This is a genomic window from Saccharococcus sp. Marseille-Q5394 (assembly GCF_946901335.1).
GTDB classification, from domain to species: domain Bacteria; phylum Bacillota; class Bacilli; order Bacillales_A; family Planococcaceae; genus Sporosarcina; species Sporosarcina luteola_C.
Genome location: NZ_CAMPPQ010000002.1, coordinates 517,409 through 544,379, shown reverse-complemented (window position 1 = coordinate 544,379; position 26,971 = coordinate 517,409). Strand labels below are relative to the sequence as shown.

26 protein-coding genes are annotated in these 26,971 nt (G+C 46.6%); 3 read left to right on the top strand and 23 right to left on the bottom strand.

Going from position 1 to position 26,971, the window contains the following annotated elements; all coding sequences use genetic code 11:
- The first annotated feature begins 5 nt into the window (after positions 1-5).
- The gene (gene hmpA, locus OC538_RS13275; protein WP_262176142.1) at positions 6-1,190 is read left to right on the top strand and encodes an NO-inducible flavohemoprotein; all 1,185 of its coding nucleotides are present in this window, start codon (positions 6-8) and stop codon (positions 1,188-1,190) included.
- A 44-nt stretch (positions 1,191-1,234) separates the two neighbouring features.
- Here the strand turns inward: hmpA and OC538_RS13270 are convergent, their stop codons facing one another.
- The 18 genes from OC538_RS13270 to OC538_RS13185 form a co-directional block, all read right to left on the bottom strand.
- On the bottom strand, positions 1,235-2,290 hold the full coding sequence (locus OC538_RS13270; protein ID WP_262176141.1) for a hypothetical protein: 1,056 nt from the start codon (positions 2,288-2,290) through the stop codon (positions 1,235-1,237).
- Positions 2,291-2,490: 200 nt separating this feature from the next.
- Positions 2,491-3,006, bottom strand: a complete 516-nt coding sequence (locus OC538_RS13265) for a type 1 glutamine amidotransferase domain-containing protein (RefSeq protein ID WP_262176138.1) — start codon at positions 3,004-3,006, stop codon at positions 2,491-2,493.
- 61 nt (positions 3,007-3,067) lie between these two features.
- Entirely contained in the window at positions 3,068-3,661 is a 594-nt protein-coding gene (locus OC538_RS13260; protein WP_262176135.1) for a DNA-3-methyladenine glycosylase, read from the bottom strand.
- A 35-nt stretch (positions 3,662-3,696) separates the two neighbouring features.
- A complete protein-coding gene (locus tag OC538_RS13255; protein WP_251695380.1) occupies positions 3,697-3,909 on the bottom strand; it encodes a hypothetical protein in 213 nt (70 codons plus the stop codon).
- Between the two features lie 65 nt (positions 3,910-3,974).
- Positions 3,975-5,708, bottom strand: a complete 1,734-nt coding sequence (locus OC538_RS13250) for an ABC transporter ATP-binding protein (protein ID WP_262176131.1) — start codon at positions 5,706-5,708, stop codon at positions 3,975-3,977.
- Positions 5,709-5,856: 148 nt separating this feature from the next.
- Positions 5,857-6,426: a hypothetical protein gene (locus OC538_RS13245; protein ID WP_262176129.1), complete on the bottom strand. Its 570-nt coding sequence runs from the start codon at positions 6,424-6,426 to the stop codon at positions 5,857-5,859.
- Positions 6,423-6,950 (bottom strand): AAA family ATPase, encoded by a 528-nt coding sequence (locus OC538_RS13240; protein WP_262176126.1) that lies wholly within the window; start codon positions 6,948-6,950, stop codon positions 6,423-6,425. Before OC538_RS13240 ends, OC538_RS13245 begins: the two co-directional genes overlap by 4 nt.
- Positions 6,943-7,596, bottom strand: a complete 654-nt coding sequence (locus OC538_RS13235; RefSeq protein ID WP_262176122.1) for a uracil-DNA glycosylase — start codon at positions 7,594-7,596, stop codon at positions 6,943-6,945. Before OC538_RS13235 ends, OC538_RS13240 begins: the two co-directional genes overlap by 8 nt.
- 14 nt (positions 7,597-7,610) lie before the next feature.
- Positions 7,611-8,555 (bottom strand): phosphotransferase enzyme family protein, encoded by a 945-nt coding sequence (locus OC538_RS13230; protein WP_262176118.1) that lies wholly within the window; start codon positions 8,553-8,555, stop codon positions 7,611-7,613.
- Position 8,556: 1 nt separating this feature from the next.
- Complete coding sequence (locus OC538_RS13225) at positions 8,557-8,904, bottom strand: DUF6054 family protein (protein ID WP_251695386.1); 348 nt, start codon at positions 8,902-8,904, stop codon at positions 8,557-8,559.
- 246 nt (positions 8,905-9,150) lie between these two features.
- Complete coding sequence (locus tag OC538_RS13220) at positions 9,151-9,834, bottom strand: hypothetical protein (RefSeq protein ID WP_262176114.1); 684 nt, start codon at positions 9,832-9,834, stop codon at positions 9,151-9,153.
- Between the two features lie 142 nt (positions 9,835-9,976).
- Positions 9,977-11,119, bottom strand: coding sequence for an MFS transporter (locus tag OC538_RS13215; protein WP_262177804.1), 1,143 nt, complete (start codon positions 11,117-11,119; stop codon positions 9,977-9,979).
- A gap of 149 nt (positions 11,120-11,268) precedes the next feature.
- Positions 11,269-12,246, bottom strand: coding sequence for a FapA family protein (locus tag OC538_RS13210; RefSeq protein WP_262176111.1), 978 nt, complete (start codon positions 12,244-12,246; stop codon positions 11,269-11,271).
- Positions 12,247-12,328: 82 nt separating this feature from the next.
- The gene (locus OC538_RS13205) at positions 12,329-13,285 is read right to left on the bottom strand and encodes a siderophore ABC transporter substrate-binding protein (RefSeq protein ID WP_251695389.1); all 957 of its coding nucleotides are present in this window, start codon (positions 13,283-13,285) and stop codon (positions 12,329-12,331) included.
- 19 nt (positions 13,286-13,304) lie between these two features.
- Positions 13,305-14,066 (bottom strand): ABC transporter ATP-binding protein, encoded by a 762-nt coding sequence (locus OC538_RS13200; protein WP_251695390.1) that lies wholly within the window; start codon positions 14,064-14,066, stop codon positions 13,305-13,307.
- Positions 14,063-15,013 (bottom strand): iron chelate uptake ABC transporter family permease subunit, encoded by a 951-nt coding sequence (locus OC538_RS13195; RefSeq protein WP_251695391.1) that lies wholly within the window; start codon positions 15,011-15,013, stop codon positions 14,063-14,065. Before OC538_RS13195 ends, OC538_RS13200 begins: the two co-directional genes overlap by 4 nt.
- On the bottom strand, positions 15,006-15,956 hold the full coding sequence (locus tag OC538_RS13190) for an ABC transporter permease (protein ID WP_251695392.1): 951 nt from the start codon (positions 15,954-15,956) through the stop codon (positions 15,006-15,008). Before OC538_RS13190 ends, OC538_RS13195 begins: the two co-directional genes overlap by 8 nt.
- 228 nt (positions 15,957-16,184) lie before the next feature.
- Entirely contained in the window at positions 16,185-17,072 is an 888-nt protein-coding gene (locus OC538_RS13185; RefSeq protein ID WP_262176102.1) for a DUF6612 family protein, read from the bottom strand.
- Positions 17,073-17,302: 230 nt separating this feature from the next.
- Between OC538_RS13185 and OC538_RS13180 the strand changes: the two genes are divergently transcribed.
- Positions 17,303-19,021 carry an ABC transporter ATP-binding protein gene (locus OC538_RS13180; RefSeq protein ID WP_262176098.1) on the top strand — a complete coding sequence of 573 codons (1,719 nt, stop codon included), beginning with the start codon at positions 17,303-17,305 and terminating at the stop codon, positions 19,019-19,021.
- A 297-nt stretch (positions 19,022-19,318) separates the two neighbouring features.
- On the opposite strand, the gene hflX is transcribed toward OC538_RS13180, so the two are convergent.
- From hflX to putP, 3 genes are all read right to left on the bottom strand, one after another.
- Entirely contained in the window at positions 19,319-20,590 is a 1,272-nt protein-coding gene (gene hflX / locus OC538_RS13175) for a GTPase HflX (RefSeq protein WP_251699493.1), read from the bottom strand.
- Between the two features lie 22 nt (positions 20,591-20,612).
- Positions 20,613-21,299, bottom strand: a complete 687-nt coding sequence (locus OC538_RS13170) for a VOC family protein (protein ID WP_262176094.1) — start codon at positions 21,297-21,299, stop codon at positions 20,613-20,615.
- 80 nt (positions 21,300-21,379) lie between these two features.
- On the bottom strand, positions 21,380-22,864 hold the full coding sequence (gene putP / locus OC538_RS13165; RefSeq protein ID WP_251699496.1) for a sodium/proline symporter PutP: 1,485 nt from the start codon (positions 22,862-22,864) through the stop codon (positions 21,380-21,382).
- Positions 22,865-23,104: 240 nt separating this feature from the next.
- On the opposite strand from putP, the gene OC538_RS13160 reads away from it, so the two are divergent.
- The gene (locus OC538_RS13160) at positions 23,105-23,470 is read left to right on the top strand and encodes a hypothetical protein (protein WP_262176089.1); all 366 of its coding nucleotides are present in this window, start codon (positions 23,105-23,107) and stop codon (positions 23,468-23,470) included.
- 89 nt (positions 23,471-23,559) lie between these two features.
- On the opposite strand, the gene OC538_RS13155 is transcribed toward OC538_RS13160, so the two are convergent.
- Both OC538_RS13155 and OC538_RS13150 read right to left on the bottom strand, forming a co-directional pair.
- A complete protein-coding gene (locus OC538_RS13155; protein ID WP_262176087.1) occupies positions 23,560-25,203 on the bottom strand; it encodes an AMP-binding protein in 1,644 nt (547 codons plus the stop codon).
- 123 nt (positions 25,204-25,326) lie between these two features.
- Positions 25,327-26,886 (bottom strand): FMN-binding glutamate synthase family protein, encoded by a 1,560-nt coding sequence (locus OC538_RS13150; protein WP_262176084.1) that lies wholly within the window; start codon positions 26,884-26,886, stop codon positions 25,327-25,329.
- Positions 26,887-26,971 lie beyond the last annotated feature (85 nt).

The window sequence follows — 26,971 nt, the reverse complement described above, 5'->3', positions numbered from 1 at the left end:
AACCTATGCTATCCCAACAAACAATCGATATCGTAAAATCTACAGTTCCCGTTCTTGAGCAGCACGGCAAAACAATTACAACAGTCTTCTATAAAAACATGTTCGCAGCTCATCCAGAGCTATTAAATATTTTCAACCATGCAAATCAATCACAGGGCCGTCAGCAAACAGCACTTGCCAATGTCGTTTATGCTGCAGCTGCTAACATCGATAATCTTGGAGCGATCATCCCTGCAGTCGTCCAAATCGCTCATAAACACCGTTCGCTAGGAATCGAAGCAGAACATTACCCAATCGTCGGTTATCATCTCCTCGGGGCGATTAAAGAAGTGCTCGGAGATGCAGCTACTCCTGAAATCATCGGCGCTTGGGGAGAGGCATACGGGGTAATTGCTGACGCCTTTATCGGCATCGAGAAAGAAATGTACGATGAAACAGAAGAAGCAACAGGATGGAGAACATTCAAGGATTTCGTCATTGCCAATAAAGTTGAAGAGAGCGACGTTATCACTTCATTCTATTTACAACCAGCAGATGGCAAACAACTGCCTACGTACAAGCCTGGCCAATACATCACAGTCCGACTCCGCATCCCTGGGGACGAATACACATTGAATCGTCAATACAGCTTGTCACAAGCACCTGGAAACAAAATGTTCCGTATTTCAGTGAAACGTGAAGATGAATGTGTACCGAACGGAAAAGTTTCTACGTACCTTCACAGAGACATGAACATCGGCGATACAATTGAAGTGAGCGCACCAGCGGGAGACTTCTATTTGGATACAGAAAGCACTACTCCTGTCACATTGATCAGCGGCGGTGTCGGCATCACACCGATGATGGCGATGTACGAAACGATTGCAAGTGTTTCACCGGAACGGCAAGTCGCATTCCTTCATTCAGCACGTACACGCAAGCATCAAGCGTTCGATGAAGTATTGCGCAACGTGACAGAATCACTTTCAAACGCAAAATACGAAGTACTTTATTCCGAAGAAGGCGACGGGTTCATTACCCGCGAATTCTTGGCGAAGCATGTAGCGGAAGGCAGCGACGTATTCGTCTGCGGACCAACACCGTTCATGCAAGCCGTCATCTCTGCATTGCATGCAAACGGAGTCTCGGAAGATAAAATCCACTTTGAGTTCTTCGGACCGAAAGAGCAACTGGAATTACAAAATGCATAAGAAAAAGCGCGTGTCTCTCAAACGAGAGAAACGCGCTTTTACGATTATCTACGCAGTATCGACGGAAGCCTGAATGACGCAACAATGAGCGCCCCTACGAGGAATAGACCGGAATACCCGACAATCGGATAGAAATCGCCGACCAACTCCTTAAAGCCTCGGAAGCTCAGTGCAAATCCGACAACCAATGTAATCAAGACGAAAACCCTGAATTTATCCGTGTCAATCTTGACGAACCTCGCACCGAAAGCATAAAACATACTAACAGCCGTATTGAAAATCATTCCATAAAGAATGAACGCCATGAAAGTCCCAAGTATAGGGGAAATATCATTGATGATGGCAAGCATCGGCAGGTCTGCATCCCCTACAACATCCACTTTGGAGAAAATGGCCAAATGGCTCAGGATAATTAGAATCCCCAATCCTAACCCGCCAACCAAACCGCCAATTGCAGCGGATTTTTCATCCTTCTCGGCTCCACCCATAACCAAAGCCATTGAAGCACCTACAGTAATGTTGAAGGATACGTAGTTAATGGCGGAAAAAAACCAGTTTGGCAACGGCGTCTCCAGAGCGATAGCTGTTTGATTCAAAGAGCTGAACGGCTGATCCATCGTCGCCAATGAATAAACTGAAATGATAACGACCGCCAAAATCAGAAATGGCGTAATACTCCCGATAACGGCAACAACTTTATCGACATTCAGCAAGATCGTCAAATAGACAAGGAGCACCATTACGATCGTTCCTACGATGGGGTGCAATCCAAATTGTTGATTCAGATTGGAACCCGCCCCTGCCAACATGACGACGCCTGTACCGAATAGCGTAAAAATAATGACGAAGTCGACAATTATTCCAACGTACCGTCCACTGATTTTGTAGATGACTTCCTTATGGGAAGTCGTACGCATCCGGCTTCCAATCCTCGTTAACACCATTCCCAAATAAGCAAATAGAATTGTGGATATAACTGCTGCAACAATTCCCATGAATCCAAAACTCGTAAAGTACAGCAGTATTTCCTGCCCTGAAGCAAAGCCGGCACCGACGATGATTCCGATGAAAGCACTTCCCATTTTCAGTATCTTTTTCATACTATTTTCCCCCTCGAAATCCCCGTAAAAAAACCTTTCATAGGCCAAATAATCCGACTTCTCAACATGAAGAGATTTGTATTGTTTTAATTTAACACGGTATTCACCTCAGTTCAATAAAATATTTTTCTTTATTTTTATATTCCGTTATTTGACAAAAAAGAACCGTCCCAGTTAAGGAACGGTCCTGTTATCGATTATTATTTTGCTAGTAATTTAGTTGATTCCCGGATGAATGCCGGCAAATCGTCTGGCGTCCGGCTTGTGACCAATTGATTCTGGCAAACGACGACTTCCTTATCCGCATAGTTCACGCCTGCATATTCCATATCGACTTTTATGGATTTGTATCCCGTCGCGTCGCGGCCTTCCAACGTCTTTGCCGTAATCAGCAGCTGAGGTCCATGGCAGATGGCGAAAACCGGTTTCTTAGCGTCCATGAACGCTTTCGCGAATTGGACGAAGCGGTCATCCGCACGCAGCTGATCCGGTGAAAATCCACCTGGAATGAACAGAGCATCGAAGTCTTCAGGCGAAGCATCGCCGATTCCGAGGTCTACTTTGACTGTTGACTCCCCTTGCTTGCCTTTCACTTCCTTGCCGGCTTCCTTCTCGATCGTGACGACTTCATGTCCAGCTTCCTCGAACGCCTTCGCCGGCTCCGTGTACTCCGAGTCTTCGAATAGATTCGTGATTACCGTAGCAATTTTAGCCATAGTCTATCATCCTTTCTTGTTTCTACCCTTACTACTATTCCACACTGGAGGGCAGCTAAACTTAAGGGCGATACTTTGAGACGTAAGGATTATCCTTTTCAAAGAATCTCCAAGGATAATGGACAGCTTCACCGGAATTCCCGATTCCGACACGGGGACCCGTTTCAATCTCGACTGCTCCCGGCCCTTCGGCAATGAACAGCGGCTCGTCCGCCCAATGATGTCCGTAATACTTCATCGAGACGCCGAGTGCTTTCGACAGCTTGCCTGGACCATTCGTCCAGTCCTTCATCTTCAAATGCGGACCGCGGTTGTCCTGCATCAACTCAAGCCCATCAACCGGTTCCGCTGCACGGATGAGTACGGCATGCGGTGTTCCTATGGGGCCACTCACGACATTCATCAACGTATGTGTGTGCATTTGATACGTATACACAAGCCCTGGCGCGCCGAACATGATCTCCGTCCGTTTCGTCCGCCGGTTCCCGAAACTATGGGCGGCTCGATCCTCAGGTCCTTGATACGCTTCCGTCTCCACGATCCTTGCAGCAATCACGCCATCCGGATGCTCATGCACAATATATTGCCCGACAAGGTTATGCGCCAGCTCCAGCACATGCGGTTCAAAAAATGATTTATCAATCGGCTTGTACATCCGAATCCTCCTCACGTTCGAATCTCTCCGTTATTTTACAGTGATCTTGTTATCAATAACTTCCTGTACATCGCTGCAATTTCCGGGTTCTCTCTTTCCCAGTCTTTATTTCGTGGCATAGGGATCTTGAATTGCTTTTTCATCTCCGTCATTAAACCGGCCAACAGCATATCCCTTTTTGGCCGGTCTGCAAAGATGATGTCCTCATATTCTCTTTGATAATCCGCCAGCGATTTCTTGGCTGCCATTTCAATTTTCCTCCGCTAATGTTCTTCAACCTTATTTATCCCCTAATGTTGCAACTATGATACTTTCACGACAATCCTTGCCCTTCCGCAAACTCCCGATACAACGGGTGGGACTTAATTAATTCCTCATGCGTGCCAATTCCCGTAATGCGGCCCGCCTCTAGGAAAATGAGCTGATCCGCGTCAACCACCGTCGACAACCGATGCGCGATGATGAGCGTCGTCCGCCCTTCCATGAGCCGCTGCAGCGCTTCCTGTACATGCGTCTCCGAACCGCTGTCCAAATTGGACGTCGCTTCGTCTAGTAAGAGAATCTCCGGATTATGCAATAACGCACGCGCAATCGCAATCCGCTGACGCTGGCCTCCTGAGAGCTTCATTCCCCTCTCTCCGACGAGCGTTTCAAAACCGTCGGACATCGCTTCAATAAATTGAAGGGCGTTCGCCGCCTCCGCAGCCTTCCGCACCTCTTCCATTGAAGGACGAATTTCCAACCCATAAGCGATATTATCCAAAATCGTCCCACTCAACAACGGACTTTCCTGCGACACATAGCCAATCCGTTTCCGCCAATCGGACAATGCAATTTCTGAAATTGGCATACCGCCAATCGAAATCTCACCCACCGTCGGCAAATAAAAACGTTCGATCAACGAGAAAATCGTCGTCTTCCCTCCGCCGCTCGGACCGACAAATGCAGTCACCATCCCTGGGTTTGCCTGGAATGAAACTCCCTCCAGAACCTCTTTTCCGCTTTCATATGAAAAGCCGACCGATTCAAACTTGATGCTTCCATCCGGCACATTCGTAGAGCCTTTAGAAGGTTCGCTATCCATTCCTAACATCTGCTGAATCCGTTCAGTCGCCCCGACAGCCTTCTGGAAAATCGTAAATACTTGAGCCATCTGCGCAAACGGCATGATAATTTGGAACATCAGAAAAATGATAGCGACAAGCGTCCCCGCGGACAACACGCCTTTTGAAACTTGCGCGCCTCCATAACCAAGGATCACGACTAAAATACTCATCATCACGAGCGTCATGACAGGCGAAATGATTGCCTGTATCTTCGCCTCTTTCAATCCGAATGAAAACAGCGAGCTGATCGCTTTCCCACCCTTCTCCCCTTCATTCGGCTCCGCCCGGTAAGCCTTCACTAACCTGATATCGCCAAGCACCCTGCCAAGATGGCCCGAGAACTTCGCCATCTCCCCTTGCGTCGCCTTTGCGATTTTATGCATAATCCGGCCAAGCGGAAAGATGATTGCCATACTAACCGGTATGCTGATCAACATGATCAACGTCATCTTCCAATCCAAATACAGAAGAATTGCAACTGCACCGATAATCGAAATGATACCCGTAATGAACGACACGAGATGATCTGACACCAATTGCTTCAGCATCGTCGTATCCTGCGTAATCCGGCTCATTGTCTCACCGGTTTCATTCTCATCGTAATAGGAAACCGGGAGCCGCAGCACTTTGTACCATAACTTATTCCGCAAGTCAGCCACAATCGTCTCGCCGATGAACGCCAACAAATAATACGAAACACCGCCTAATACTGCTTGCAGAATGAAAACCGCAAACAAGAACACGGCCGTACTCCAATTAAAAGAGGCACCCGTCAAGGAATCGACAAGCTCCCTCGTCACTAACGGCACCGCCAAACTCGCCGCCGTCGAAAATAACGCAAGCACAAGCGCAAGCGCCGTCTTCCCCTTCGGCCACTTCAGCTGGCGCAATAAACCGATGAATTCCTTCATCGAACCTTTCGTTTTCAATTCACTTTCCATCTACTCACCCTTTTCTCTCTCCACTTACGCATAAATTCATCCAGAAACGCATAAATCCTAATTATCGCGCATAAACTCTAAAATTCACGCATATCCCCTTCTAAAAGCTCATAAACGTCTACAATCACGCATAAAATTTGCAGACGCTCTATTCTCCCTCATACCAATAATAAGCATTATAAAATTCCGTATACATATCGAAGCTCTTTCTAATGTCATTTTGAATTTCTTCTAGTCGATGGATTAAGTGGAACCTCGAAGGAGGAGAGCTTTTTATCCTGACAATCTCCTCCTCAGCTGCTTGAATCCATCGCAAAGTCGCATATAGATACTTTCTGGATTCTGATGAATGTGGCTCCTCAAAAGTGATAGACAATACCCTGTCCTGCAAGAATCTAAGGTCTTCTAAAATAATATTCAAGTCACCTTTACCAATACTCGATCTAGAAGTCGTCATCATATCCATTTCATACGTTTCGAGAATGTGTTTTGTAGCGTACTTTACATGATCCATCGAATAGCCTTCCGGATCCTTTCCTTCATTCTCTTCATCCATCTTCTTAAATTCATATAATTTCATTTTGTAATCTTGCAAAATAGGAAGTTCCGTACTGACTGAAACTGATTGATAGACGCTGAAAACCGAATACGGGAAAAATACCTGTGCAAAAATCAACCCTACGACAACAAGTAAGCCCATCCACCATCTCTTATTCAATCCATATCCCCCTTGCTCAATGCCGCCAACCAATTCTCCACTTCCCGCGGAGACTTTAAAATTAACACTTCCGCATCGCTCCGCTCAAGCATTTGAAAAACACCTGGCCGCTTCTTCGGATACGTCCATATGAACTTCACAAACTCCCAATCAACCTTCTCCGGACAGCCTTCCGCCATATCCGGGCGCGTTTTCCCCCGATACATCCATCTCCTCTTGAAAACCCGCATTAGGCATAGCCAGTTCGGGAAGTCGAGGAAGACGATCAGGTCAGCATATTGAGCCCGCATCTCAATCGTGGAGTTGAAGTTTCCATCGATGATCCATGCGGGCTTCTCTAATTCACTTTGAAGTTTTTCCCTAAATTCCGGCTTCGGCGTAGGTACCCATCCTTCATTCCAAAAAAGTGCATCTAAATGAAGGGCGGGCAATTGCAACCGGTTCGCCAGCTCGACCGATAACGTCGATTTCCCCGCACCGCTGCATCCGATTATGAGAATCCGTTTATATGATTTTTCATTCATTCCGCAAATCCTCCAGGAACTCTCCAATCTTCAGCCAATCCGCATCTAGATCCGGCCTATGCGACGGACGGTAAAAGACCGCCGCTGGATGGAATGTTGGCACAATCCGATACACCTTATCCGTCCACTCGAACGTCGTACTCTCGAGATCCGGTAGAAACCGTACAGGCCGTTCCAGCAACTGGCCATGCAGCTCCGTCACTTTCGCCGCTTTACCGATCAACCTTTGCAGGCCGACATTCCCGAGCGCTACAATCAGTTTCGGCTCAATATTTGCTATCTCATAATCGAGCACCGGAGCATGCGCCAAAATCTCTTTCGCGGTCGGCGGCCGATTGTATTTCCGCTTCGTCATCGTGCCGTCCCGCTCCCGCTTTTCTCCCCATTTGTACGGCCTGCTGCGGACCGTGCTCGTCATATAAACATCATCACGCGTCAATCCAATTGAATCGAGCGACTTCATCAATTCCTTGCCAGCCCTGCCGATGAAAGGAATTCCATCAACAGCCTCAAATTCCCCTGGCGCTTCGCCAATTAGCATAAGCTCTGGCTTTTGCGGGCCTTCCCCATAGACAAATCCTTCTACCGGAAATCCTTTGATCCGCTCCTTGCCAAGTTCAGCAATTGACTCAGGTATTCGAAACATCAGCACACTCCCTTTCAGCCTTGCAGTAACATTATTGTTTCATCTATGAACGCTTTGCCATCACCTTGTTTAATCTTGTCAATTCCTTCTTCTATCCGATCATATCGAAATGCGCGGATGATTGCGAATAGATGTGGGATCATCTCCCGTTCGCCATCGGATAAAGGTCTTTCTGCTTCATAGGCCTCTATGTATGCATGATAGTGCTCTTCCGGCGTTTCAGTTCCCTCGAAGTCATGGTGCCATGCCAAGAAAACAGCAACGCCTATGCACTCATTTAGCAGGACTTCATCCCCGGCAATGTCGTAATCAAAGACTGCAGAAATTTCATCTTGTTGGAATAAAAGATTATAAGGACATAGGTCCCCTTGAACCGGGCCAGACGGAAGCGAACTCCACACTTCTTTCAACTTCGATCTTCTACTTAGATACAGTTCTTTTACCGTGTCTAGCTCTATCTTAAAAGTTCCCTCTTTCTCAATTTCCCTTATGAGAGCCAAATAACTTAATTCATTTTCATCATAATCGCCAATTGCATCGGTTTCATTCCCGCCGAACATGCCCCAACTCGTTCCTGTTCCGAAGCGAAAATCTGTCGTTGAAGAAATGGCATGCTGTTTGCCGAGCAATTTTCCAATCTCTCTACTATGTGACAAACGGAGATGTTTTATCTCTTCCCCAAACCCCTTTTTTTCGAGGATAAACAGCAAACCTCCATGCTCAACATACCGATTACCTATTATTGTTTTTTCAGGCACGATAAAGGGCAAACCCGCATCATTCATAAGTATGGTGAATTCGATAATTTTCTCGATAAATGCTACCGGCTGTTTCTCACCCTTTAGATAATACATCTCCCCGTCCACTTCCACTTCCGCAACAAGTCTTTCTTTGTCCCGTAGAATTTCGTGCCGTGTAACCGGTTCTGTAAAATAGTATTTCATTACCTCTTGAATCAATTCACTCGCCCCCAACGATATGTTCCTCCAGCGCCCGCTCCACGCTTGTCGCAAAACTATTGCCCGCTCCCCAATCAAATCGGAAGAACACACCCTCCGAGCTGCCCGCCGCCACGACATGGACACGTGTTGTCCCTTCGAAATTATCAATCGTGGCAGTGACGGACGCACGATTATGCGAGCGCATATAGTATTTCTCCATAATCAAAACATGGACTTCCGACAAACCGGCTGTCCTCACGTAATGATCCACCAATGTGCCGCTGATGCTCCCCCGCAATATTTCCGTTTGAATGATATCAGCTGCTTCCGTTGGAGTGATACTCACTGTAAACTCTTTGACTGACATACCAACATCCCCTCTCTTTATACGTCTAATTACGTATGGAGCCGAATGGAAGTTTCATTAAGTTGAAACTTCCCAGAGAGGCAGGCGAACTTGGGCGCGTGACGCCGTTCCTTGGGTGCGGAACGTCTATTATTGGGCGCACCTATAGGTTTTGTATGCGGAGGGTCTGCCATTCCTCAACTCCCCATGACGCGATTCCAAAATAAAAAACTGACGACCCTGGATGAGAGGTCGTCAGCAAGGATATTAGTCAGCGATGAGATCAGGGTCGTTTTGGTTCGCGATACCAAACTCGAAGTAATTCGACCGTTCGTTGATCAGGAGATACTTCAGGCCGTTATGGTCGACGTAGGTTTCTGTGTCATTGCCGTCTTCGTTCGGGTCTTTCAGTCCTAGTTCGTTCATGATTGTTTTCGCATCTTCGTCCGCCACGTTGCCAACTGATTTGATAATGACATTGACAATGTCGAAAGCGGTTTGCCGCGATTCGAATCCTTCGACTTCAAGCAGGATCGCTTTCAGCTCATCCTCTTTACCTGTCGACAATCCGTTGATCCTTAGGTCATCATGCAATTCAATGGTTGCCGTTTGCGTGCCGTCTTCCTGGTCGAGCCACTCAAATTTCTCGATTTTGTAATCCAACCCTTGCGCAGCGGCATGTTCATTGAACTTGTCCTTGAATTCATCCATCGACAAGCCGATAGTTTGGTCGTTTTGAAGATTGCTTTCGGCTTCTGCGTCATCTGCTGTTTCCTCGCCTGCTTCATCCTCTTTGGCATTCGAGTCAGCGCCTTCCGCCTCTTCTGTCTTCGTCTCGGTTTCACTGTCTGCAGTTGTATTCGCTGAGTCGCTGCCCTTATCATTCCCGCAAGCAGCTAGCCCCAATACGATCACAAGCGCGAAAATGAGTAGTTGTAGCTTTTTCTCCACGTTTCCATCTCTCCTATTCTAACTTGATCCATATTCTATGTATCTTCACTCTGTCCTTGTATAACCTTCATGGATCACCCGCAAACATACGGCTTCCACGCAATCCATACAAAAAGGACTGCCAAGTAGCAGTCCCTGTTGTTTATTCCAATTCCAGTTGTTTCGTTTCGGTCCCTAACAATAAAACAGCCAGGACGCCGATGATGATGGCGCCGCAGAAAATGCCGAAGATCAATCCAAAGCCGTAGCCTGCAGTTAACAGGGAGCCGACGAGCAACGGACCGAAGATGCCGCCGATTCTACCGGCTGCTGCCGCCATTCCTGATCCTGTCGCCCGGACGGCAGTCGGATATTGTTCCGGCGAATAGGCGTACAGTGCACCCCATGCCCCTAAGTTGAAGAATGAAAGAAGTGCGCCGGAAATAAGGAGCATTGTAAGCGATTCCGCGTTTCCAAACAGAAGCGCGCTCACAGCTGTCCCGATCAAGTACGTCGACAGCACGAATTTGCGTCCCGCCCTTTCAATGAGCCAGGCAGCTGTGAAGTAGCCAGGCAATTGCGCGAGTGTCATGATCAGCACATATTTGAAGCTGTGGATCATATCGAACCCTTTCATGACCATGACGCTCGGCAGCCAAAGGAACATGCCGTAATAGGAGAACACGACGGTGAACCAGACGATCCAAAGCATCGTCGTTCTACGCGCGTATGGCTTGGACCAGATAAGCTTTAGCTTGTCGCTGAAGGACTGTTTCGGTTCCCCTTCCCTTTCGAATTTCGGGGAGTCAGGCAAATTCCGCCGTAAATAGATGGCGTAAAATGCAGGGAGTGCTGTTAGGATCAAAGCAATCCGCCAGCCGTATTCCGGGATGATGAAGTATGCCAGCAACGCTGCGATGAGCCAGCCCGCTGCCCAGAAGCTTTCCAAAAGGACAACGACGCGACCTCGTTCTTTTGCCGCAACACTTTCCGACACGAGCGTCGATGCGACTGGGAGTTCCCCGCCGAGACCCGCTCCTACGAAGAAACGCAAAATGAGGAAGACTGTCAATGTTGTCGTCAGCGCAGATAATCCGCTTGCCAATGAAAAGAGTACAAGCGTCATCATGAAGACATTTTTCCTTCCAATCCGATCCGCGAGCAAGCCGAAACCAAATGCCCCGACCGCCATGCCGATCGAGTTCACGCTCCCGATCCAGCCCATTTCCGTTGTCGACAAATGCCATTCTACCGAGATGGCCGCAATGACGAATGAAAGGATTCCGACGTCCATTGCATCGAACATCCAACCTGTCCCAGAAATTACGAGTAATTTATTGCGGGAAATCCCGCCCGTTTTATTGTTCACAAGTAGTCTGCCCCTCGTTGTATAGTTTTGGTGTCTTGACACTTGTCATTATACTCCTGAGCAACTGCTAATCACAAGAACTTTTTTTAATTCATCACGAATTGCCCGTCAACGATGCGTGCATAGACCCCTAATGTATCCGTGTCAATATGATGGACAGTGTCTCCTATCCAAATCTCGGTCCCGCAGCGAGCAAGCCCGATTGTAATCGTACCGCCGCTCTCCGTCTTGACGACTGTTTTGACGCCTTTCGTGGAACCGGTCTCCTTGATGGATACTTTTTCACCCGCAGTAATGACGCCGCCACGGCAGCAGCCTTCGACGGAAACATGCTTCTTAGCGCTCACGGAGCAATTGTACAGTCCGGAGTCGGTCACTTCGATCGTCCCATTGCAAGACAGCGCACTGTTGATGGCGTATGGAATCCTTAGCAAAGAGCAACCGCTTCCACCTGCGGAGTATTGCTCTACCAGCGCGTGCGCCTCCTTCAATAGTTTTGAAAACTCCTCCGCATTCCGGACAACTGTCATCGATGTATCCGTAAAGACGTTATACAGTTTTTCGATGACCGGTTCCCATTCAGATGATAATTCGGTGGAATGGTTCTTCGCTTTTTGAATGAATTCATTTTTATCGTGTTGAAACTCCAAGTATTTCTCTTTCAGAATGACCAATACAAGTTCTTTCAATTCACTGGCATCAACTTCTTCCGGCTTGACGCCTCTAATTTGGATGATTTGAAGGATCGTATCCTTTATCTTCTCCAAATAGGAAAGAAGTCCGCTCAATTGCTCCGCCAGCGCTTCTTCCAACACTTCCTGCATCCCGACTGTCACGGTCGAGGAAAGGACATTCCCTTCGATGATGGCGGACGTTCCCGCTTCAATAGTCGCTTTCCGTACTGCTCCGCAAATGAAAACCTTCCCTGTAGCCCCGACGAACATGGAGTTTTCCACGTCCTGCGCGATTCGTACATCACCGTCGTGTTTAATATCCCCACTTCTCATGTCGACATTCCCGTCATGCAGGAATTCATCAGCCTGTACCATCACGGGCTTCCCCATACTTTCACCCCGAGTCATGTTTTACTTTTATAATAACAAAAAACAGGCCTGTTCACTCAATAAGTGAACAGGCCTGTTTTACTCAAAGACCCGCTTGAACCTCTTCGATCATCTCTTTCATGGAAAGCAATCCGCCACCCGACAGGTACCAGTACTCCCCGTTCAAGTAGACGATTTTATTGTTCTTATACGCGTTAGTCTTTTTCACAAGATCGTTTTCCACAGAGTCTTTTGCGCTAGCGCCGTTGCCGATTGCAGCGTCACGGTCGATAACGAATAGAACATCAGGGTTTTTCTCAACGATGTATTCAAAAGAGATATTTTGTCCGTGCGTAGAAACTTCGATCTTCTCGTCTGCTGCTTTATAGCCCAATACGTCATGGATCAAACCAAAACGCGAATTCGGACCATATGCACTCACTTTGCCTTCGCTCGCAAGTACAAGAAGCGCTTTTGAACCATTTGAAGATGCCTTTTCATGAATACCAGCGATTTTTTCATCGATGTCAGCTAGCTCTGACTTCACTGCATCTTCCTTGCCGAAGATTTCCCCGATCATTTCAGCATTATGTTTGAATGAATCCATATAATGCGCATAATCCAAGCCGACATAAATCGTCGGAGCAATTTCAGCGAATTGATCGTACAGATCCGCTTGGCGTGATGAAATGAAGATAACGTCAGGCTTCATTGCGTGAAGCGCTTCAAAATCAGGCTCTTTCAAGCTTCCAAGGTTCACATATTTATCATCATCGTATTTCGAAAGGTATCCTGGAACGTTCGCTCTTGGAAGGCCTGCCACTTCAATTCCGAGTGCATCCATCGTATCAAGTGTACCAAAGTCGAAAACGACGACTTTCTCGGGGTTTTTCTTGATTTCTACAGCTTTGTCGCTTAGTTCATGCTCGATGGAGATTGTTTCGCCTGCTTTATTTGTATCGGTTCCTGATGTTTTGCCTACTTCTTTTTCTTTCGTACCGCAAGCCGCAACCACAATCATAATAGCTGCAAGCAATAGCGCCATTGTAAGTTTTTTCATCAATACCATCCTTTTGTTTTTAAGAGTTAAAATACACACAAATTCGGCAATTATTCATTTGTTTAATAGGAATATCCATGTCGTAAATTTCCTTCAAAGCATCCGAGTTGATGATTTCGTTCGTCAGACCATCTTTCACGACACGCCCGTCTTTCAAGGCGACGATTCGATCGGAATAGACAGATGCGAAGTTGATGTCGTGAAGCACGATGACGACTGTCTTCCCTAGATCATCAACCAATCTGCGCAAGATCTTCATAATCTGGACTGAATGCTTCATGTCCAAGTTATTCAATGGTTCATCCAATAGAATATAATCGGTATCTTGGGCGATGACCATCGCAATGAAAGCCCGTTGGCGCTGACCGCCAGATAGTTCATCCATATATTCATGCTGCATTTCCATCAGACCCATATACTCCATTGCCTGCTCGATGATCCGCAGATCCTCCGAGTTGAGTTTCCCTCTGGAGTACGGGAAACGTCCGAACGAAACCAATTCACGGATTGTCAGACGTACATTCATGAAGTTGGATTGTTTCAAAATGGATACACGCTTTGAAAATTCATTGGATTTCATTTTATTCACTAGGTGATCATCCACAAGCACTTCGCCTGTGTCTGCGTCAATCAGTCGGCTCACCATTGAAAGCAGCGTCGATTTCCCCGCGCCGTTCGGTCCGATGAATGAAGTGATCTTCCCACGATGGATATTGACGTTCACCTTTTCAACGACCGCTTTTTTTCCATAGAACTTTGACAACTCACGGACTTGGATCATGAGGATCGACTCTCCTTTAATAGTAGATAGATGAAATATACACCGCCGACAAAGTTGATGATGACACTGAGCGTCGTCGAGAATGTGAAGATACGCTCCACGACCCACTGCCCTCCGACGAGTGCAATGATGCTCATGACGGAAGCGCCCGCAATAAGAATCGAGTGCTTATATGTTTTGAAGAATTGATAAGCTAAGTTGGCTACAATCAAACCAAAAAAAGTGATTGGCCCGACAAGCGCCGTAGAAACGGATATCAAAATTGCAGATATGACCAACATCAATTTGACGACCCGATCATAGGAAACGCCGAGGTTGATGGCCGTATCCCTTCCGAGTGACAGTACATCGAGATCATTGAATGATTTCCAGCCGATGATGAACGTAAGAATAACGATTCCAAGCGCCCACCAAACCAGTTCCCCGCTCACATTGTTGAAGCTCGCGAACATTTTGTCCTGCACCCGCATAAATTCATTCGGATCAATCAGCACTTGAAGAAATGTTGATATGCTTCCGAAAAATGTGCCGACGATAATTCCGACTAGCAATAGGAAGTAAATCGGCTGCCCGCCCCTTTTGAAGAGGAAGCGGTACAAAATGAGCGCGAAAACAACCATCGTCGAAACGGATAAAATGAAATTCACATGCTTGTTGACGATTGTAATATGGTTTGAGCCCAGAAAGAAGATGACGACCGTCTGGAGCAATAAATACAAGGAATCCAATCCCATTATACTTGGGGTCAAGATCCGATTATGTGTAATTGTCTGGAAGATGACCGTCGAATACGCGATTGCCACGCCAGTCAACGCCATCGCAATCACTTTGATGCCGCGACGGGGAAGCGCATAGTCAAAACTGCCATTTAACCCTTGGAATAAATACAAGGCACAGAACACAGCGGCAAACACTGACAAGATGATCAATTTCGTAGAATTACGCATATGCCTTCCTCCTAAACAGCAAGTAGAGGAAGATACCGCTTCCAATGACTCCGACCATCAGACTGATGGAAATTTCATAAGGGTAAATGAGAACCCTGCCTAAAATATCACAAATCAGAAGGAAGATTGCACCTAACAAAGCAGTGTGCGGCAAAGTCTTCTTCAAATGATCCCCATGGAAGATCGATACGATATTTGGGATAATCAAACCGAGAAACGGAATCATCCCGACCGTCAAAATGACCGTTGTCGTAACGAGTGCAACCAAGATAAGACCGATATTGACAATCCGCTTATACGCAAGACCCAAGTTTCTCGAAAAATCCTCACCCATTCCCGCCACCGTGAACCGGTTGGCGTACAAGTACGTGATGATCAGCACAGGGATGCTTATGTAAAGAAGTTCGTACCGCCCTTTCATGATCATCGAGAAGTCACCTTGCAGCCACGCCGACATGTTTTGGATTACGTTCGACTTATAAGCGAAGAATGTTGTGATAGATGATAGGATGTTTCCGAACATCAGCCCGACGAGCGGAATGAAAATCGCATCCTTGAACTTGATCCGATCAAGAATCTGCATGAATAGCAATGTGCCCGCAAGCGCGAACGCAAACGCGACAATCATCTTCTCGATCGTTGATGCATTGGTGAACAATAACATTGAGACTAAAATGCCTAACCGGGTGGCATCGAGTGTCCCTGCGGTCGTTGGCGACACGAATTTATTCCGGCTTAGTTGCTGCATGATCAGACCCGCAATGCTCATCCCTGCCCCGGCGAGTAAAATCGCCACAAGTCTAGGCACGCGGCTGATGAGGAAAATTTCAGTCTCCTCCGATTTGAAATCGAGGAGGTCCAACGGTTTAATCGAGCTCACTCCAACGAATAACGACAGGAATGAGAGTATAAGTAGTGCAATGAACAAATAACGTTTCTTCATGAAGAAAGAGCTCCGATATCGAATATTAGCGATCTAACTGAGAATCTCACTAGTGAAAACGATTATCAGTTAGCCACTAACCCAATTATAGCAGTTGTGAATTAAGAGTCAAATGATAATTGAAAATGATTATCAGTTGTGAGATTACAAGATGATAGTCAGTTGTTCGCATCAAAAAAAGCGGTCATGAACAGTTGAATCCAACTGTTCATGACCGCTTGCGTGTTATTACTCTTGATCTTGTCCTTGTTGCATCAATTCTTCCAAATCAACCGCTTCGTCAATCACTTCTTGAGGAACGACAATTTCATCGATCTCATTAATTTTCGTAATGACGGATTTCATCTTTTGAACGATGCGCATTTCTTCCTCTTCGATTTTCATCGTCATATCCATGTCCAGATCGAACGCATTCGTATAGAACGTTTCCTTGTCAATGTACAGGATAACTTCCAAGCTTTTCACATCTATATTTTCAAGTAGCTCAGATTCTTCCTCAGTCATATCTGCTGGAAGAGACGATCCCATCAATTCTTTCATGAGGCCGCTGAACTTATCGCCGGAAGCAGAGAGCGTCAAGATGTACTCATCATCAGTCTGTTCGAACTTAAAATCGTCCTTGAATTCATTGAACATTTTCATATCCAATGTTGGATCTGTTTCGCCGCCCATTTGCGCCATCATTTCATCATACATATCCTTAGGCATTTTAATCCATTGACCAGACTCAGGATCATTCATGAAGAAACCTGACTCACTCATGTACAGCTCCATGTCCATTTTGCCCATCTCGCCCATATCCATCTTCATGTTTTGGTGCATTGCCATAGGTTCGACGATGATGTCCATGTCCATTTTAATTTTGGAATCCATTTCAACTTCTTGACTTGGCATCGAAATCTTTTGATCGATATCCATTACAGCATGCATGCTCTTTTGCTCTGCCGATACTTCCATCGCTTTGCTATATACTTCTTGCGCCGTCATCTCACTTTTATTTTCAAGCTCGACTTTTTCACCGGTTCCTGCATCCTTTTTTGGCTCTGCCGCAGATCCGCAAGCCGCCAATCCAAGTGCTAGCACACCGACACCAAGACCCTTTAACCATTTTTTCATTTGTCTCGCTTCCTCTCTTTGTTTCTCTTTATGTCACATCTAATCATACGGTATAAAAGGAAAAGGGTTCCATCATTTAATGCAATTCCTATAATTTGAATCTTTCCTACTACAGGAATCCTCTGTGCCTTTTCTCACTCGCTGCAGCTATTTTGAATCCTCATGTTTTAATGTCCCTTTTGAATGAAATCCGCTATAATGACTGGGAATGACAGAAAGGACATCATACTATGCTCAAAAAATTCGCATCTTATTATAAGCCGCATAAAAGGCTTTTCATCATCGACTTTTCAAGCGCCATATTCGTTGCTCTGCTAGAGTTGGCATTTCCGATGGCTGTCCAATGGTTTATCGACAAGCTCCTGCCTTCCGGAGATTGGGGGATGATCGTTACGACGAGCATCCTGCTACTGATCGTCTACCTAGTAAGCACATTCCTCCAATATATCGTCAGTTATTTAGGACATAAGCTCGGCATCAACATTGAGACGGATATGAGACAGCAACTGTTCAATCATGTCCACCGGCAGTCTTTCCGTTTCTTCGATAACACAAAAACGGGACATGTGATGAGCCGGATTACGAATGACCTGTTTGATATTGGAGAGCTCGCCCATCACGGGCCTGAGGATGCTTTCATTGCGGTCATGACGATCATCGGGGCATTCATTCTCATGTTTAACATTAATCCCGAGTTGGCCATCATCGCAATCTGCATGGTGCCCCTCCTCGTTGTGCTCGTGACATTCTGTAATATTAAAATGAATGCTGCGTGGCAGAATATGTACGGGAAGATCGCGGATGTCAACGCACGCGTCGAGGATTCGGTGTCTGGTGCGCGGGTCGTCAAATCGTTCACGAACGAAGAATTCGAAATTTCGCGATTCAAAAAAGACAATGGCAGCTTTAGGCTAGCTAAGCTCGTCGCCTATAACGTCATGGCATGGACGCATTCGAGCATGTTTATGATGACAAGGCTTGTAACATTGATCGTCCTCGTTGTCGGTGCATGGTTCACTTTCAATGAGCGACTGTCAATAGGGGATCTTGTCGCATTCATTCTGTTCGTCAATATTCTTATCAAGCCTGTCGATAAAATCAGTGCCTTGCTGGAGCTGTATCCGAAAGGGATGGCTGGATTCCGCAGGTTCCTTGATTTGATTGAACAGGAGCCGGAAATCAAAGATCGTGACGGGGCGAAGTCAGTCAGCCACTTACACGGTGATATTCTGTTCGACGATGTCCATTTTCAATACGATGATAATAAATACGTATTGAAAGGTATTGATTTATCAATCAAATCCGGTGAGACGATTGCATTCGTCGGTCCATCGGGTGCGGGGAAAACAACAATCTGCTCCCTTATCCCACGGTTTTATGATGTCGATTCCGGAGCGATTTCAATCGATGGCATCGATATCCGGAACATGACGCAGCAGTCGTTGCGTTCACAAATCGGAATTGTGCAGCAAGACGTCTTTTTATTCACAGGGACGATCAAGGAAAACATCGCGTACGGAAATTTGGATGCATCGGACGAAGAAGTATTTGCAGCCGCTCAAAAGGCGCATTTAGAAGAGTTCATCGCCTCGCTTCCGAACGGCTACGAAACGCAAATCGGTGAACGCGGATTGAAATTATCCGGAGGCCAGAAGCAACGGCTTGCGATTGCACGGATGTTCTTGAAGAATCCTCCGATCCTCATTTTGGATGAAGCTACGTCCGCCCTGGATACGGAAACGGAACGCATCATCCAGCAATCGTTGAATGAGCTTGCTGAAAACCGGACGACACTTGTCATTGCGCACCGATTGGCGACAATCCGGGATGCGGACAGAGTCATTGTCGTGACGGAGGACGGAATTGCGGAAGACGGAAAATACGATGAGTTAGTAAGAAAAGGCGGTATTTTTGCCCGCCTCCATAATATTCAATTCCAAGAGGTTTAACATTTTGAGAACCGGGGGATACTACTACTATCCCACCCCCCTTTCTCTTTATAGATAAAAACCGTACCGGCGACTTTCGAGTCACACGGTACGGTTTTTTCGTTTATTGGTTTAATGTCCAGCTTCAGGCGCTAGTAAGATGCCTTAATTTCTGCAAAAACCGCAGAAATACGGCAAATCGAACCCTGCGCAGTTCGACTTGCTCGGGTCATAAGTCAAATCTGCTCTGTGGCAAAAAGCGCCACGACGCATCTTCGCCTTATGCCTGTCGCATTTGGGCGAGCGCCTTCCGCATTTCTAGTGACTAACGATGAACTCTTCGAACTTGATTCTCTCCGAACCATCCATTTCGACGGTCATCAACGTACCCTCTTCCTCGTACTCCGTCTTCTTCACATTCGCCTTGTCATTCAAATAGGAAACGATATCTCCACGATCGAACGGAACGAGCAGCTTGCACGTGATGTATTGTTCAAAGATCTTTTTCTTAATTAATTCAAGCAATTCATCCAGGCTTTCCGCTTCTTTTGCTGAAATCCAAGCGCTATCTGCGGTCTCTCTTGGATAAGGGACCCCTGCAAGGTCAGCTTTATTGTAGACGTTGATGGTCGTAATATTTTCAACGCCGACGTCATGCAGCGTCTCATTCGTCACTTCCATCATGTAACGGTATTCCGGATTTGAAACGTCAACGACATGCAGGAGGAGATCGGCCCCGCGCGCTTCTTCCAACGTGGAGCGGAAAGCTTTGATCAAGTGATGGGGCAGCTTGGATACGAAGCCGACTGTATCCGTCAGGAGGAATTCCTTATTGTCGGCAAACTTCAAATGTCGGACCGACGTGTCAAGCGTCGCGAAGAGCATATTCTCCTCATACACTTGCTTCGTATGATCCTCGTCCATTTTTTGCAGCATCCCATTCATCAATGTCGATTTGCCTGCATTCGTATAGCCGACGATCGATACGACAGGGATGCCGCTTTTCTTCCGTTGCTTCCGCTGTGTATCACGCCGATCGCGTACATGCTCTAGATCCTTCCGAAGCTTCGCAATCTGGTCTTCGATTTTCCGACGGTCAAGCTCAAGCTTTGTCTCCCCGGCCCCTTTGTTCTGGAAGCCGCCACCCGTTCCGCCCCCTTGCCTGCTCAAAGACGCACGCAAACCGACGAGCCTTGGAAGCGTATATTGAAGCTGGGCCAACTCGACTTGCATCCTCGCTTCATGCGTCCGTGCCCGTCTCGCAAATATATCGAGGATGAGCATCGTCCGGTCAATGACCTTCACTTCCAGCTCCTGTTCCAAGTTACGGATTTGGGACGGGGAAAGCTCATCATTGAAAATGATCAGATTCGCATCCGTCTCCTCGTAAAACCGCTTAATTTCTGCGATCTTCCCTTTTCCGACATACGTGGTCGGGTGCCTTCGCTCCAAATTTTGCGTTACCGTACCGACGACTTGCACATCGATAGCCTCCGCCAAATTCTGCAACTCTTCCATCTCATAATCAAAATGCTCATTATTCTGTTCCTGCACGCCGACAAGAACTGCATATTCCACTAAAATCTCCATAAGCAAACCCCTTTCCTACCATCTACCGAATTACGACTTCCTGCAATCTATTCTTTCCGCTTTCTTGTTCGATGAACCGAAGCCGGATATCCCCGATCATAATATCGTTCAAGTCCCCGACCTTTTGTGATAAGAGGATTGCCCATTCACCCGTATCCCGGAGCGGATCTTCTACCGCGAAAACACACTCCCGGATTTCTAATTTTTCATTATCCGAAGTCAATGCCCCTTCCGATCGCAACTGCTCGAAACGAATTTCCTCAGGTGTTTCCCATTCAATAAAAAAAGGATAAGGCAACTCATCGGAAACTGGCTGATCGACAAAAAGCATTTTCCATTTCTTCAGCTCTCCACTCGCAGTCCGACGCTCTGCATCCAAAACGCCGGAAGTCGCAAACCCTTTGTTTGTAATATCCTCATTAAATTGCTCAATATCGGTTACGGATAAACATAACGTACCCCATCCATCCTTTTCCTTCAAATCATGAAGCAGAAGACGAGTCAATGGATGATCAACTTGCTCTGAAACCTCGGGGCGTTCTACGGATAACCATTCCACATACGCATTCTTCACATACAGCAATGCGTTCTGCGTCCCCCATTTTTCATGCTTTCCACCGACAATCGCCTGTCTTCCTGCTTTCCTTTGGTCCTCGACGACTTCTTCAGGGCTTTTTGATGTGAAATAAACAACATGGTCCAGTTTCATCCAATCCATCCCCCTCTTATGAATAGATTACCATATCCAATAAAAGACGACCTCCGCGGCGTTCGCTGGAGGTCGTTCCATTATCTTTCTTTTTTCAATAAAACCGTTGCGTCGTAGAATTCCTTATCGATTTCCGCGTTCGGACGATACGTCAGCAAGCTGACGAAATACGTTACGACTAGGCAGATCAGGAAGCCCGGCACGATTTCATAAAGTGCATCAGACAACGCATCGATTGTACCCCAAATACCGACAGTGACCGCACCTGCAATCATTCCCCATAATGCGCCAGTTGCCGTCAGTTTGCGCCAATAAAGGGATAACAAGATAATCGGTCCGAATGCTCCGCCGAAGCCCGCCCATGCAAATGATACAAGTTTCAAGATCGATTCATTGTTCGGCCAAGCGAGCGCCATCGCGACTAATGAAACGACAAGAACCGCCATCCTTCCGAGGAAGACATATCGTTTATCTGTCGCATCCGACTTGATGATCGCCTTATACAAGTCTTCGATAAGCGCAGAAGAAGTGACGATCAATTGTGAAGAAATCGTACTCATAATAGCAGCAAGCACCGCCGCAAGCATGATTCCTGCAATGAATGGGTGGAAAATGATCTGCCCTAGTGCGATGAACACCGTTTCCTCATCGACCAATTCGGCACCAGCATTTTGCTGGAAATAAGCAATTCCCACCAGCGCGGTAGCGATTGCACCGAACAAGCTCAACGCCATCCAACCAATTCCGATCCGACGTGCACTTTTCGTCTCCTTGACCGATTTGATTGCCATGAAACGGACGATGATGTGCGGCTGTCCGAAATAGCCGAGCCCCCAAGCAACGGATGAAATAACTCCCGCCACAGTTGCCCCTTTGATAAGGCTAAGTCTGGCAGGATCCACTTCTCTAATACTTGCAGCAGTTTCAGCAAAACCGCCTGTCAATGTCAAACCGATTATTGGAACTAATAGTAATGCGAAGAACATCGTGAGACCTTGTACGAAATCGGTATAGCTGACGGCCAAGAATCCTCCGAATAGCGTATACGCGACAACGACAGCGGAAACAATCAGCATTCCGGAATGATAATCGAGTCCAAATGAACTCATGAAAAACTTTCCGCCGGCAACCATGCCTGAAGAAACATAGAATGTAAAGAATACAAGGATGATAATACCTGACGCAATCCGAAGTAGTCGCGACTTGTCTTTCAGCCGGCTTTCCAAATAGCTCGGAATTGTAATCGAGTCGCTAGATACTTGCGTATACACACGAAGTCTTGGCGCAACGAGAAGCCAGTTTAAATACGCGCCCACCGTCAAACCGATGGCAATCCATGCTTCCGTTAGTCCTACAGCATAAATGGCCCCCGGAAGCCCCATGAGCAGCCAACCCGACATATCTGCCGCACCGGCGCTCAGCGCTGTAACGGCAGGTCCGAGGGAACGTCCGCCGAGCATGTAATCGTTAAGATTCGTCGTTTTCCTGAAAGCATACCAGCCGATGAACAGCATCGCCACCATATACACAACAATGGCAATCAGTTGATAGAAATCACTAGACATATTCTCACTCCTGTTTCTATATTCTATTTCTTTTTATAATAGCATTTTTTCAATTAGTAAATGCGTATTTTTAAAATTATCATTTCCACCAATTTATGACAGCCCCCCATCACTTCTTACACATTTCCCGGGAAATGCACATATTTCGACAACACAGCCGATTCATTTGGACGAAATCCTCATAAATGGCGTTTAAGCAAATTGAAAAAGGGAATCGTCAACATAAGGAGGCGATTTCCAATGCCTTGGACTACAAGTGATTATCCTGATTCTTTTAAGAACCTGGAACCAGACGTCAGGAATAAGGCAATTGAAATAGCGAATGCGTTACTTCGCGAAGGGAACGATGAAGGTAAAGCGATATCCATCGCTACAGCAAAAGCAAGGGAATACGTGCATGGGGACAGTGCCGACCGCACGAAATATGAAGCGAAAGCACGTGACGAAGATTGGATTCTAATGAAAGAAGACGGTGAACGGGCAATTTTCAAGGAGGAGAGAAAGGATGACCTACTGGAGAAAGCCAAACCGTATGTAAATGACCAAAACGGAATTCTAGCCGTTTACCACGCTGATGGATCACTCGAAACAACTTTATATGACTGAATTCACAAGTTCATTCAAACAAATACACGCAGGAACTAAATAAAAAGGCGAAGAATTCATTCCTTCGCCTGTTTCATGGTAGGGTTTTTTTATGTTTGGTGACTATATGCTTCGTCAATCGACATTTCACGCAGTTTGAATTTCTGGATTTTTCCCGATGCAGTCATTGGATATTCATCAATGAACTTAATGTACTTCGGAATTTTATGGTGCGAAATATTGCCTTGGCAAAATAAACGAACAGCTTCCTCATCAATGTGGGCTCCCTTTTTCGGAATGATCCACGCCATCAATTCCTCACCGTATTTCGGGTCCGGCACCCCGACAATTTGAACGTCAGAAATACCTGGATGCCTATAAAGGAACTCTTCCACTTCACGCGGATAGATGTTTTCTCCACCGCGGATAATAACGTCTTTTATTCGTCCTGTAATGTCAATGTAACCAGCCTCATCCATGACAGCGATATCTCCTGTACGGAGCCAGCCATCCTCATCGATCGCCTCGCGCGTCGCTTCTTCATTATTATAATAGCCTTTCATAACATGATAACCGCGAGTGCACAGTTCACCGGGACTACCGACCGGCATCTCGTCACCTGTAACCGGATCAATAATTTTCACTTCGACAAACGGATGCGGCTTGCCGACAGTGGATACGCGTTTTTCGATTGGATCGTCGGTTTGTGTCTGTGTAATGACCGGCGAAGCTTCTGTCTGTCCGTAACAAATCGTAATTTCATCCGCTCCCATGTCGTGAATCACTTTCTTCATCACTTCAATTGGGCAAGTTGAGCCCGCCATGATGCCCGTTCGTAATGTCGACGTGTCGAAATTCTTGAATTCAGGATGGTTCAATTCCGATATAAACATTGTCGGCACTCCGTTAAGTGCCGTACATTTTTCCTCCTGAACTGCTTCCAACACACGAAGAGGGTCGAACTGCTCGAGGATGACCATTGTCGAACCATGGGTAACCGCAGCCAAATTGCTCAAAACCGCTCCGAAACAATGGAAGAAAGGTACTGGAATGCAGAGGCGATCTTTCTCCGTCAACTTCATGAAATCCCCGATGATCTTTCCATTGTTAACAATATTGTGGTGCGTCAACATGACGCCTTTCGGAAACCCTGTCGTGCCGGACGTATATTGAATGTTAATGACATCGTCGGGCGACAACGTCTTTTCCCGCTCTTCTAATTCTTCATCTGTGATTCCTTGCGCATGAGCAAGGAATTCCGACCATTTATAAATACCGGATTCCTCGCGATCCGACATGAGTATGATTCTTTTAAGTTTAGGAAGCTTGACACTGGTTACGATACCGCCTTCGCTATCCAGCAGTTCAGGACAAACGGAACGGATAATGTCGATATAACACGTCCCTTTGTATCCTTCAGCCAAAATCAACGTTGTCGCATCCGATTGCTTCAGCAAATATTCGAGCTCGTTCGCCTGATAGTTCGTATTCACCGTAACGAGGACAGCCCCCATCTTTCCAGTGGCAAACTGACTTAGCAACCATTGCGGCTTGTTATCGGACCAAATGGCGATATGCTCCCCACGCTCGATCCCCATCCCGATGAATGCCTTCGCGAGCTCATCTGTCTCTCTATTAAACTCATCATATGTTCTTCTGATCCCATGCTCCGGATACACATAGGCCTCTTGCTCCGGCAACGCTTTCGCCCAATCCCTTACGACCTCGCCAACCGTTTTCCTCAACAAAGACATCCATCTAACCCCTTTCTATAAAACTTTAGTTATTTACATATTATCACAAAATTCAGAAGGTGTCTTAGGTATTTTACTTCAAAAAAAGCCGTTCCACCAGATAGGCAGAACGGCTTAATATCTTTATTCAACAGGGAAAACACGTCCTCTTTCATCCTTGTAAACAACGTGATTGCGCTCGAACTTTGTCGGAGAATCAATCCCAGCGGCAGCTGCGATCCGAAACAACCCTTCACGCATCGTCAATATATAATTCGTGACTCGGAATTTCTTCTCGTCAACAACCAACCCTCTTTGTAAATTTTTATCAGTCGTTGCCACACCCGCCGGACACTCATTCGTGTGGCATCGCTCGGCCATGATGCATCCTACCGAAATCATGAAGCCACGGGCAATTTGGACAAGATCAGCCCCCATCGCCAATGCAATCGCCGCTTTGTCAGGAGTTGTGATTTTTCCGGAAGCAATGATCTTCACTTGGTCGCGCACATCATATTTCCGCAAGGCGTCATCCAATAAGATGAGTGCCGATTTGAGCGGCAATCCTACACTGTCTGCCAAATCTTGATACGTCGCTCCGGATCCACCTTCCGCTCCATCCAAAGAGATGAAATCCGGACCTTTGCCTGTTTCATGCATGAACGATGCAAGTTCTTCTGCGTCTTCCTTGCCCCCAATGACGATTTTAATTCCGACAGGCTTGCCGCCACGGTCCCTGATCTGTTCGATGAAGTCAAACAATGTCGGGTAGTCGGAGAACTGACGAAAACGGTTCGGGCTGTTGATTGTTGTATACGGAACTACATTCCGGATTTTCGCTATCTCCTCTGTCACTTTTTCCCCTTCGACATGGCCGCCCCGCATTTTAGCGCCTTGCGCCATCTTGATTTCAAAAGCTTTTACTTGCTCAATTTCCGCCTTTTCACGGAGACGCTCCCAGCTGAACTCCCCTTCCTCCGTGCGGAAACCGAATAGTCCCGAGCCAATTTGCGCGATGATATGGGCGTCTCCCGCTAGGTGGTGCGGGGACAATCCGCCTTCACCTGTGTTCATCCACGCTTCTTTAGCCATGCCGATTCCCTTAGACAAAGCGGTAATCGCATTTTCACCGAGTGCCCCATAACTCATGCCGGATTGGCCAAGCAAGCTCCGGACGTAGAAAGGATGCTCGCAGTTCGGCCCGATGACAATCGCATCCTCTTCAGGCAGAAGCCAAGGCAGTGCGGGAATTTCCTCCCGATGCTCCTTCCGCGAGAAGAGATTGTCTTCATCGACACGGTAGCGCATCGTATGGATCAATTCTTCATTATCAACACGCATTTCTTCGTTCTGCTTCGTGAACAGCGCATTGCGGATGTAATAGCCTGCTTCTTCAAAATTACGTTTCGATCCGAAGCCGATAATACTGTTCAAATACTTCCCCGGCAGCACCATATGCAAATATTCTTCCCGATTGAAAGGCTTCCCTTCATGATCGGCATTGAACAAATACTGACGCAGCTCCGGTCCCGTCTTTTCAAGCACATAACGCATCCGTCCGAGTACCGGATAGTTCCGGAGAACAGAATGCTGCTTCTGGCGTTTGTCATAAAAATAAAGATAGATAGCGATCGAAATGGGAATGACGACTAAAATAAGGACAAGCAAAGTCGTCGTCAATGATATACCTTCAAACCAATCCATGCGGACACCCCTTTTCTAAGCGTTATGAGTAGTGTAACATGAACATATTCACGCAATATAGAATAACGAGATATTCTGGAGGTAT

What these genes read in the sequence shown, in the direction of transcription:
- OC538_RS13150 (WP_262176084.1), bottom strand. Translation starts at nt 26,886, where the DNA reads ATGGATTGGTTTGAAGGTATATCATTGACGACGACTTTGCTTGTCCTT.
- OC538_RS13195 (WP_251695391.1), bottom strand. Translation starts at nt 15,013, where the DNA reads ATGCGTAATTCTACGAAATTGATCATCTTGTCAGTGTTTGCCGCTGTG.
- OC538_RS13265 (WP_262176138.1), bottom strand. Translation starts at nt 3,006, where the DNA reads ATGGCTAAAATTGCTACGGTAATCACGAATCTATTCGAAGACTCGGAG.
- hmpA (WP_262176142.1), top strand. Translation starts at nt 6, where the DNA reads ATGCTATCCCAACAAACAATCGATATCGTAAAATCTACAGTTCCCGTT.
- OC538_RS13185 (WP_262176102.1), bottom strand. Translation starts at nt 17,072, where the DNA reads ATGAAAAAATGGTTAAAGGGTCTTGGTGTCGGTGTGCTAGCACTTGGA.
- OC538_RS13250 (WP_262176131.1), bottom strand. Translation starts at nt 5,708, where the DNA reads ATGGAAAGTGAATTGAAAACGAAAGGTTCGATGAAGGAATTCATCGGT.
- hflX (WP_251699493.1), bottom strand. Translation starts at nt 20,590, where the DNA reads ATGGAGATTTTAGTGGAATATGCAGTTCTTGTCGGCGTGCAGGAACAG.
- OC538_RS13170 (WP_262176094.1), bottom strand. Translation starts at nt 21,299, where the DNA reads ATGAAACTGGACCATGTTGTTTATTTCACATCAAAAAGCCCTGAAGAA.
- OC538_RS13225 (WP_251695386.1), bottom strand. Translation starts at nt 8,904, where the DNA reads ATGTCAGTCAAAGAGTTTACAGTGAGTATCACTCCAACGGAAGCAGCT.
- OC538_RS13240 (WP_262176126.1), bottom strand. Translation starts at nt 6,950, where the DNA reads ATGAATGAAAAATCATATAAACGGATTCTCATAATCGGATGCAGCGGT.
- OC538_RS13155 (WP_262176087.1), bottom strand. Translation starts at nt 25,203, where the DNA reads ATGTCTTTGTTGAGGAAAACGGTTGGCGAGGTCGTAAGGGATTGGGCG.
- OC538_RS13200 (WP_251695390.1), bottom strand. Translation starts at nt 14,066, where the DNA reads ATGATCCAAGTCCGTGAGTTGTCAAAGTTCTATGGAAAAAAAGCGGTC.
- OC538_RS13215 (WP_262177804.1), bottom strand. Translation starts at nt 11,119, where the DNA reads ATGTTCGATGCAATGGACGTCGGAATCCTTTCATTCGTCATTGCGGCC.
- OC538_RS13160 (WP_262176089.1), top strand. Translation starts at nt 23,105, where the DNA reads ATGCCTTGGACTACAAGTGATTATCCTGATTCTTTTAAGAACCTGGAA.
- putP (WP_251699496.1), bottom strand. Translation starts at nt 22,864, where the DNA reads ATGTCTAGTGATTTCTATCAACTGATTGCCATTGTTGTGTATATGGTG.
- OC538_RS13270 (WP_262176141.1), bottom strand. Translation starts at nt 2,290, where the DNA reads ATGAAAAAGATACTGAAAATGGGAAGTGCTTTCATCGGAATCATCGTC.
- OC538_RS13190 (WP_251695392.1), bottom strand. Translation starts at nt 15,956, where the DNA reads ATGAAGAAACGTTATTTGTTCATTGCACTACTTATACTCTCATTCCTG.
- OC538_RS13205 (WP_251695389.1), bottom strand. Translation starts at nt 13,285, where the DNA reads ATGAAAAAACTTACAATGGCGCTATTGCTTGCAGCTATTATGATTGTG.
- OC538_RS13180 (WP_262176098.1), top strand. Translation starts at nt 17,303, where the DNA reads ATGCTCAAAAAATTCGCATCTTATTATAAGCCGCATAAAAGGCTTTTC.
- OC538_RS13210 (WP_262176111.1), bottom strand. Translation starts at nt 12,246, where the DNA reads ATGGGGAAGCCCGTGATGGTACAGGCTGATGAATTCCTGCATGACGGG.
- OC538_RS13235 (WP_262176122.1), bottom strand. Translation starts at nt 7,596, where the DNA reads ATGTTTCGAATACCTGAGTCAATTGCTGAACTTGGCAAGGAGCGGATC.
- OC538_RS13260 (WP_262176135.1), bottom strand. Translation starts at nt 3,661, where the DNA reads ATGTACAAGCCGATTGATAAATCATTTTTTGAACCGCATGTGCTGGAG.
- OC538_RS13255 (WP_251695380.1), bottom strand. Translation starts at nt 3,909, where the DNA reads ATGGCAGCCAAGAAATCGCTGGCGGATTATCAAAGAGAATATGAGGAC.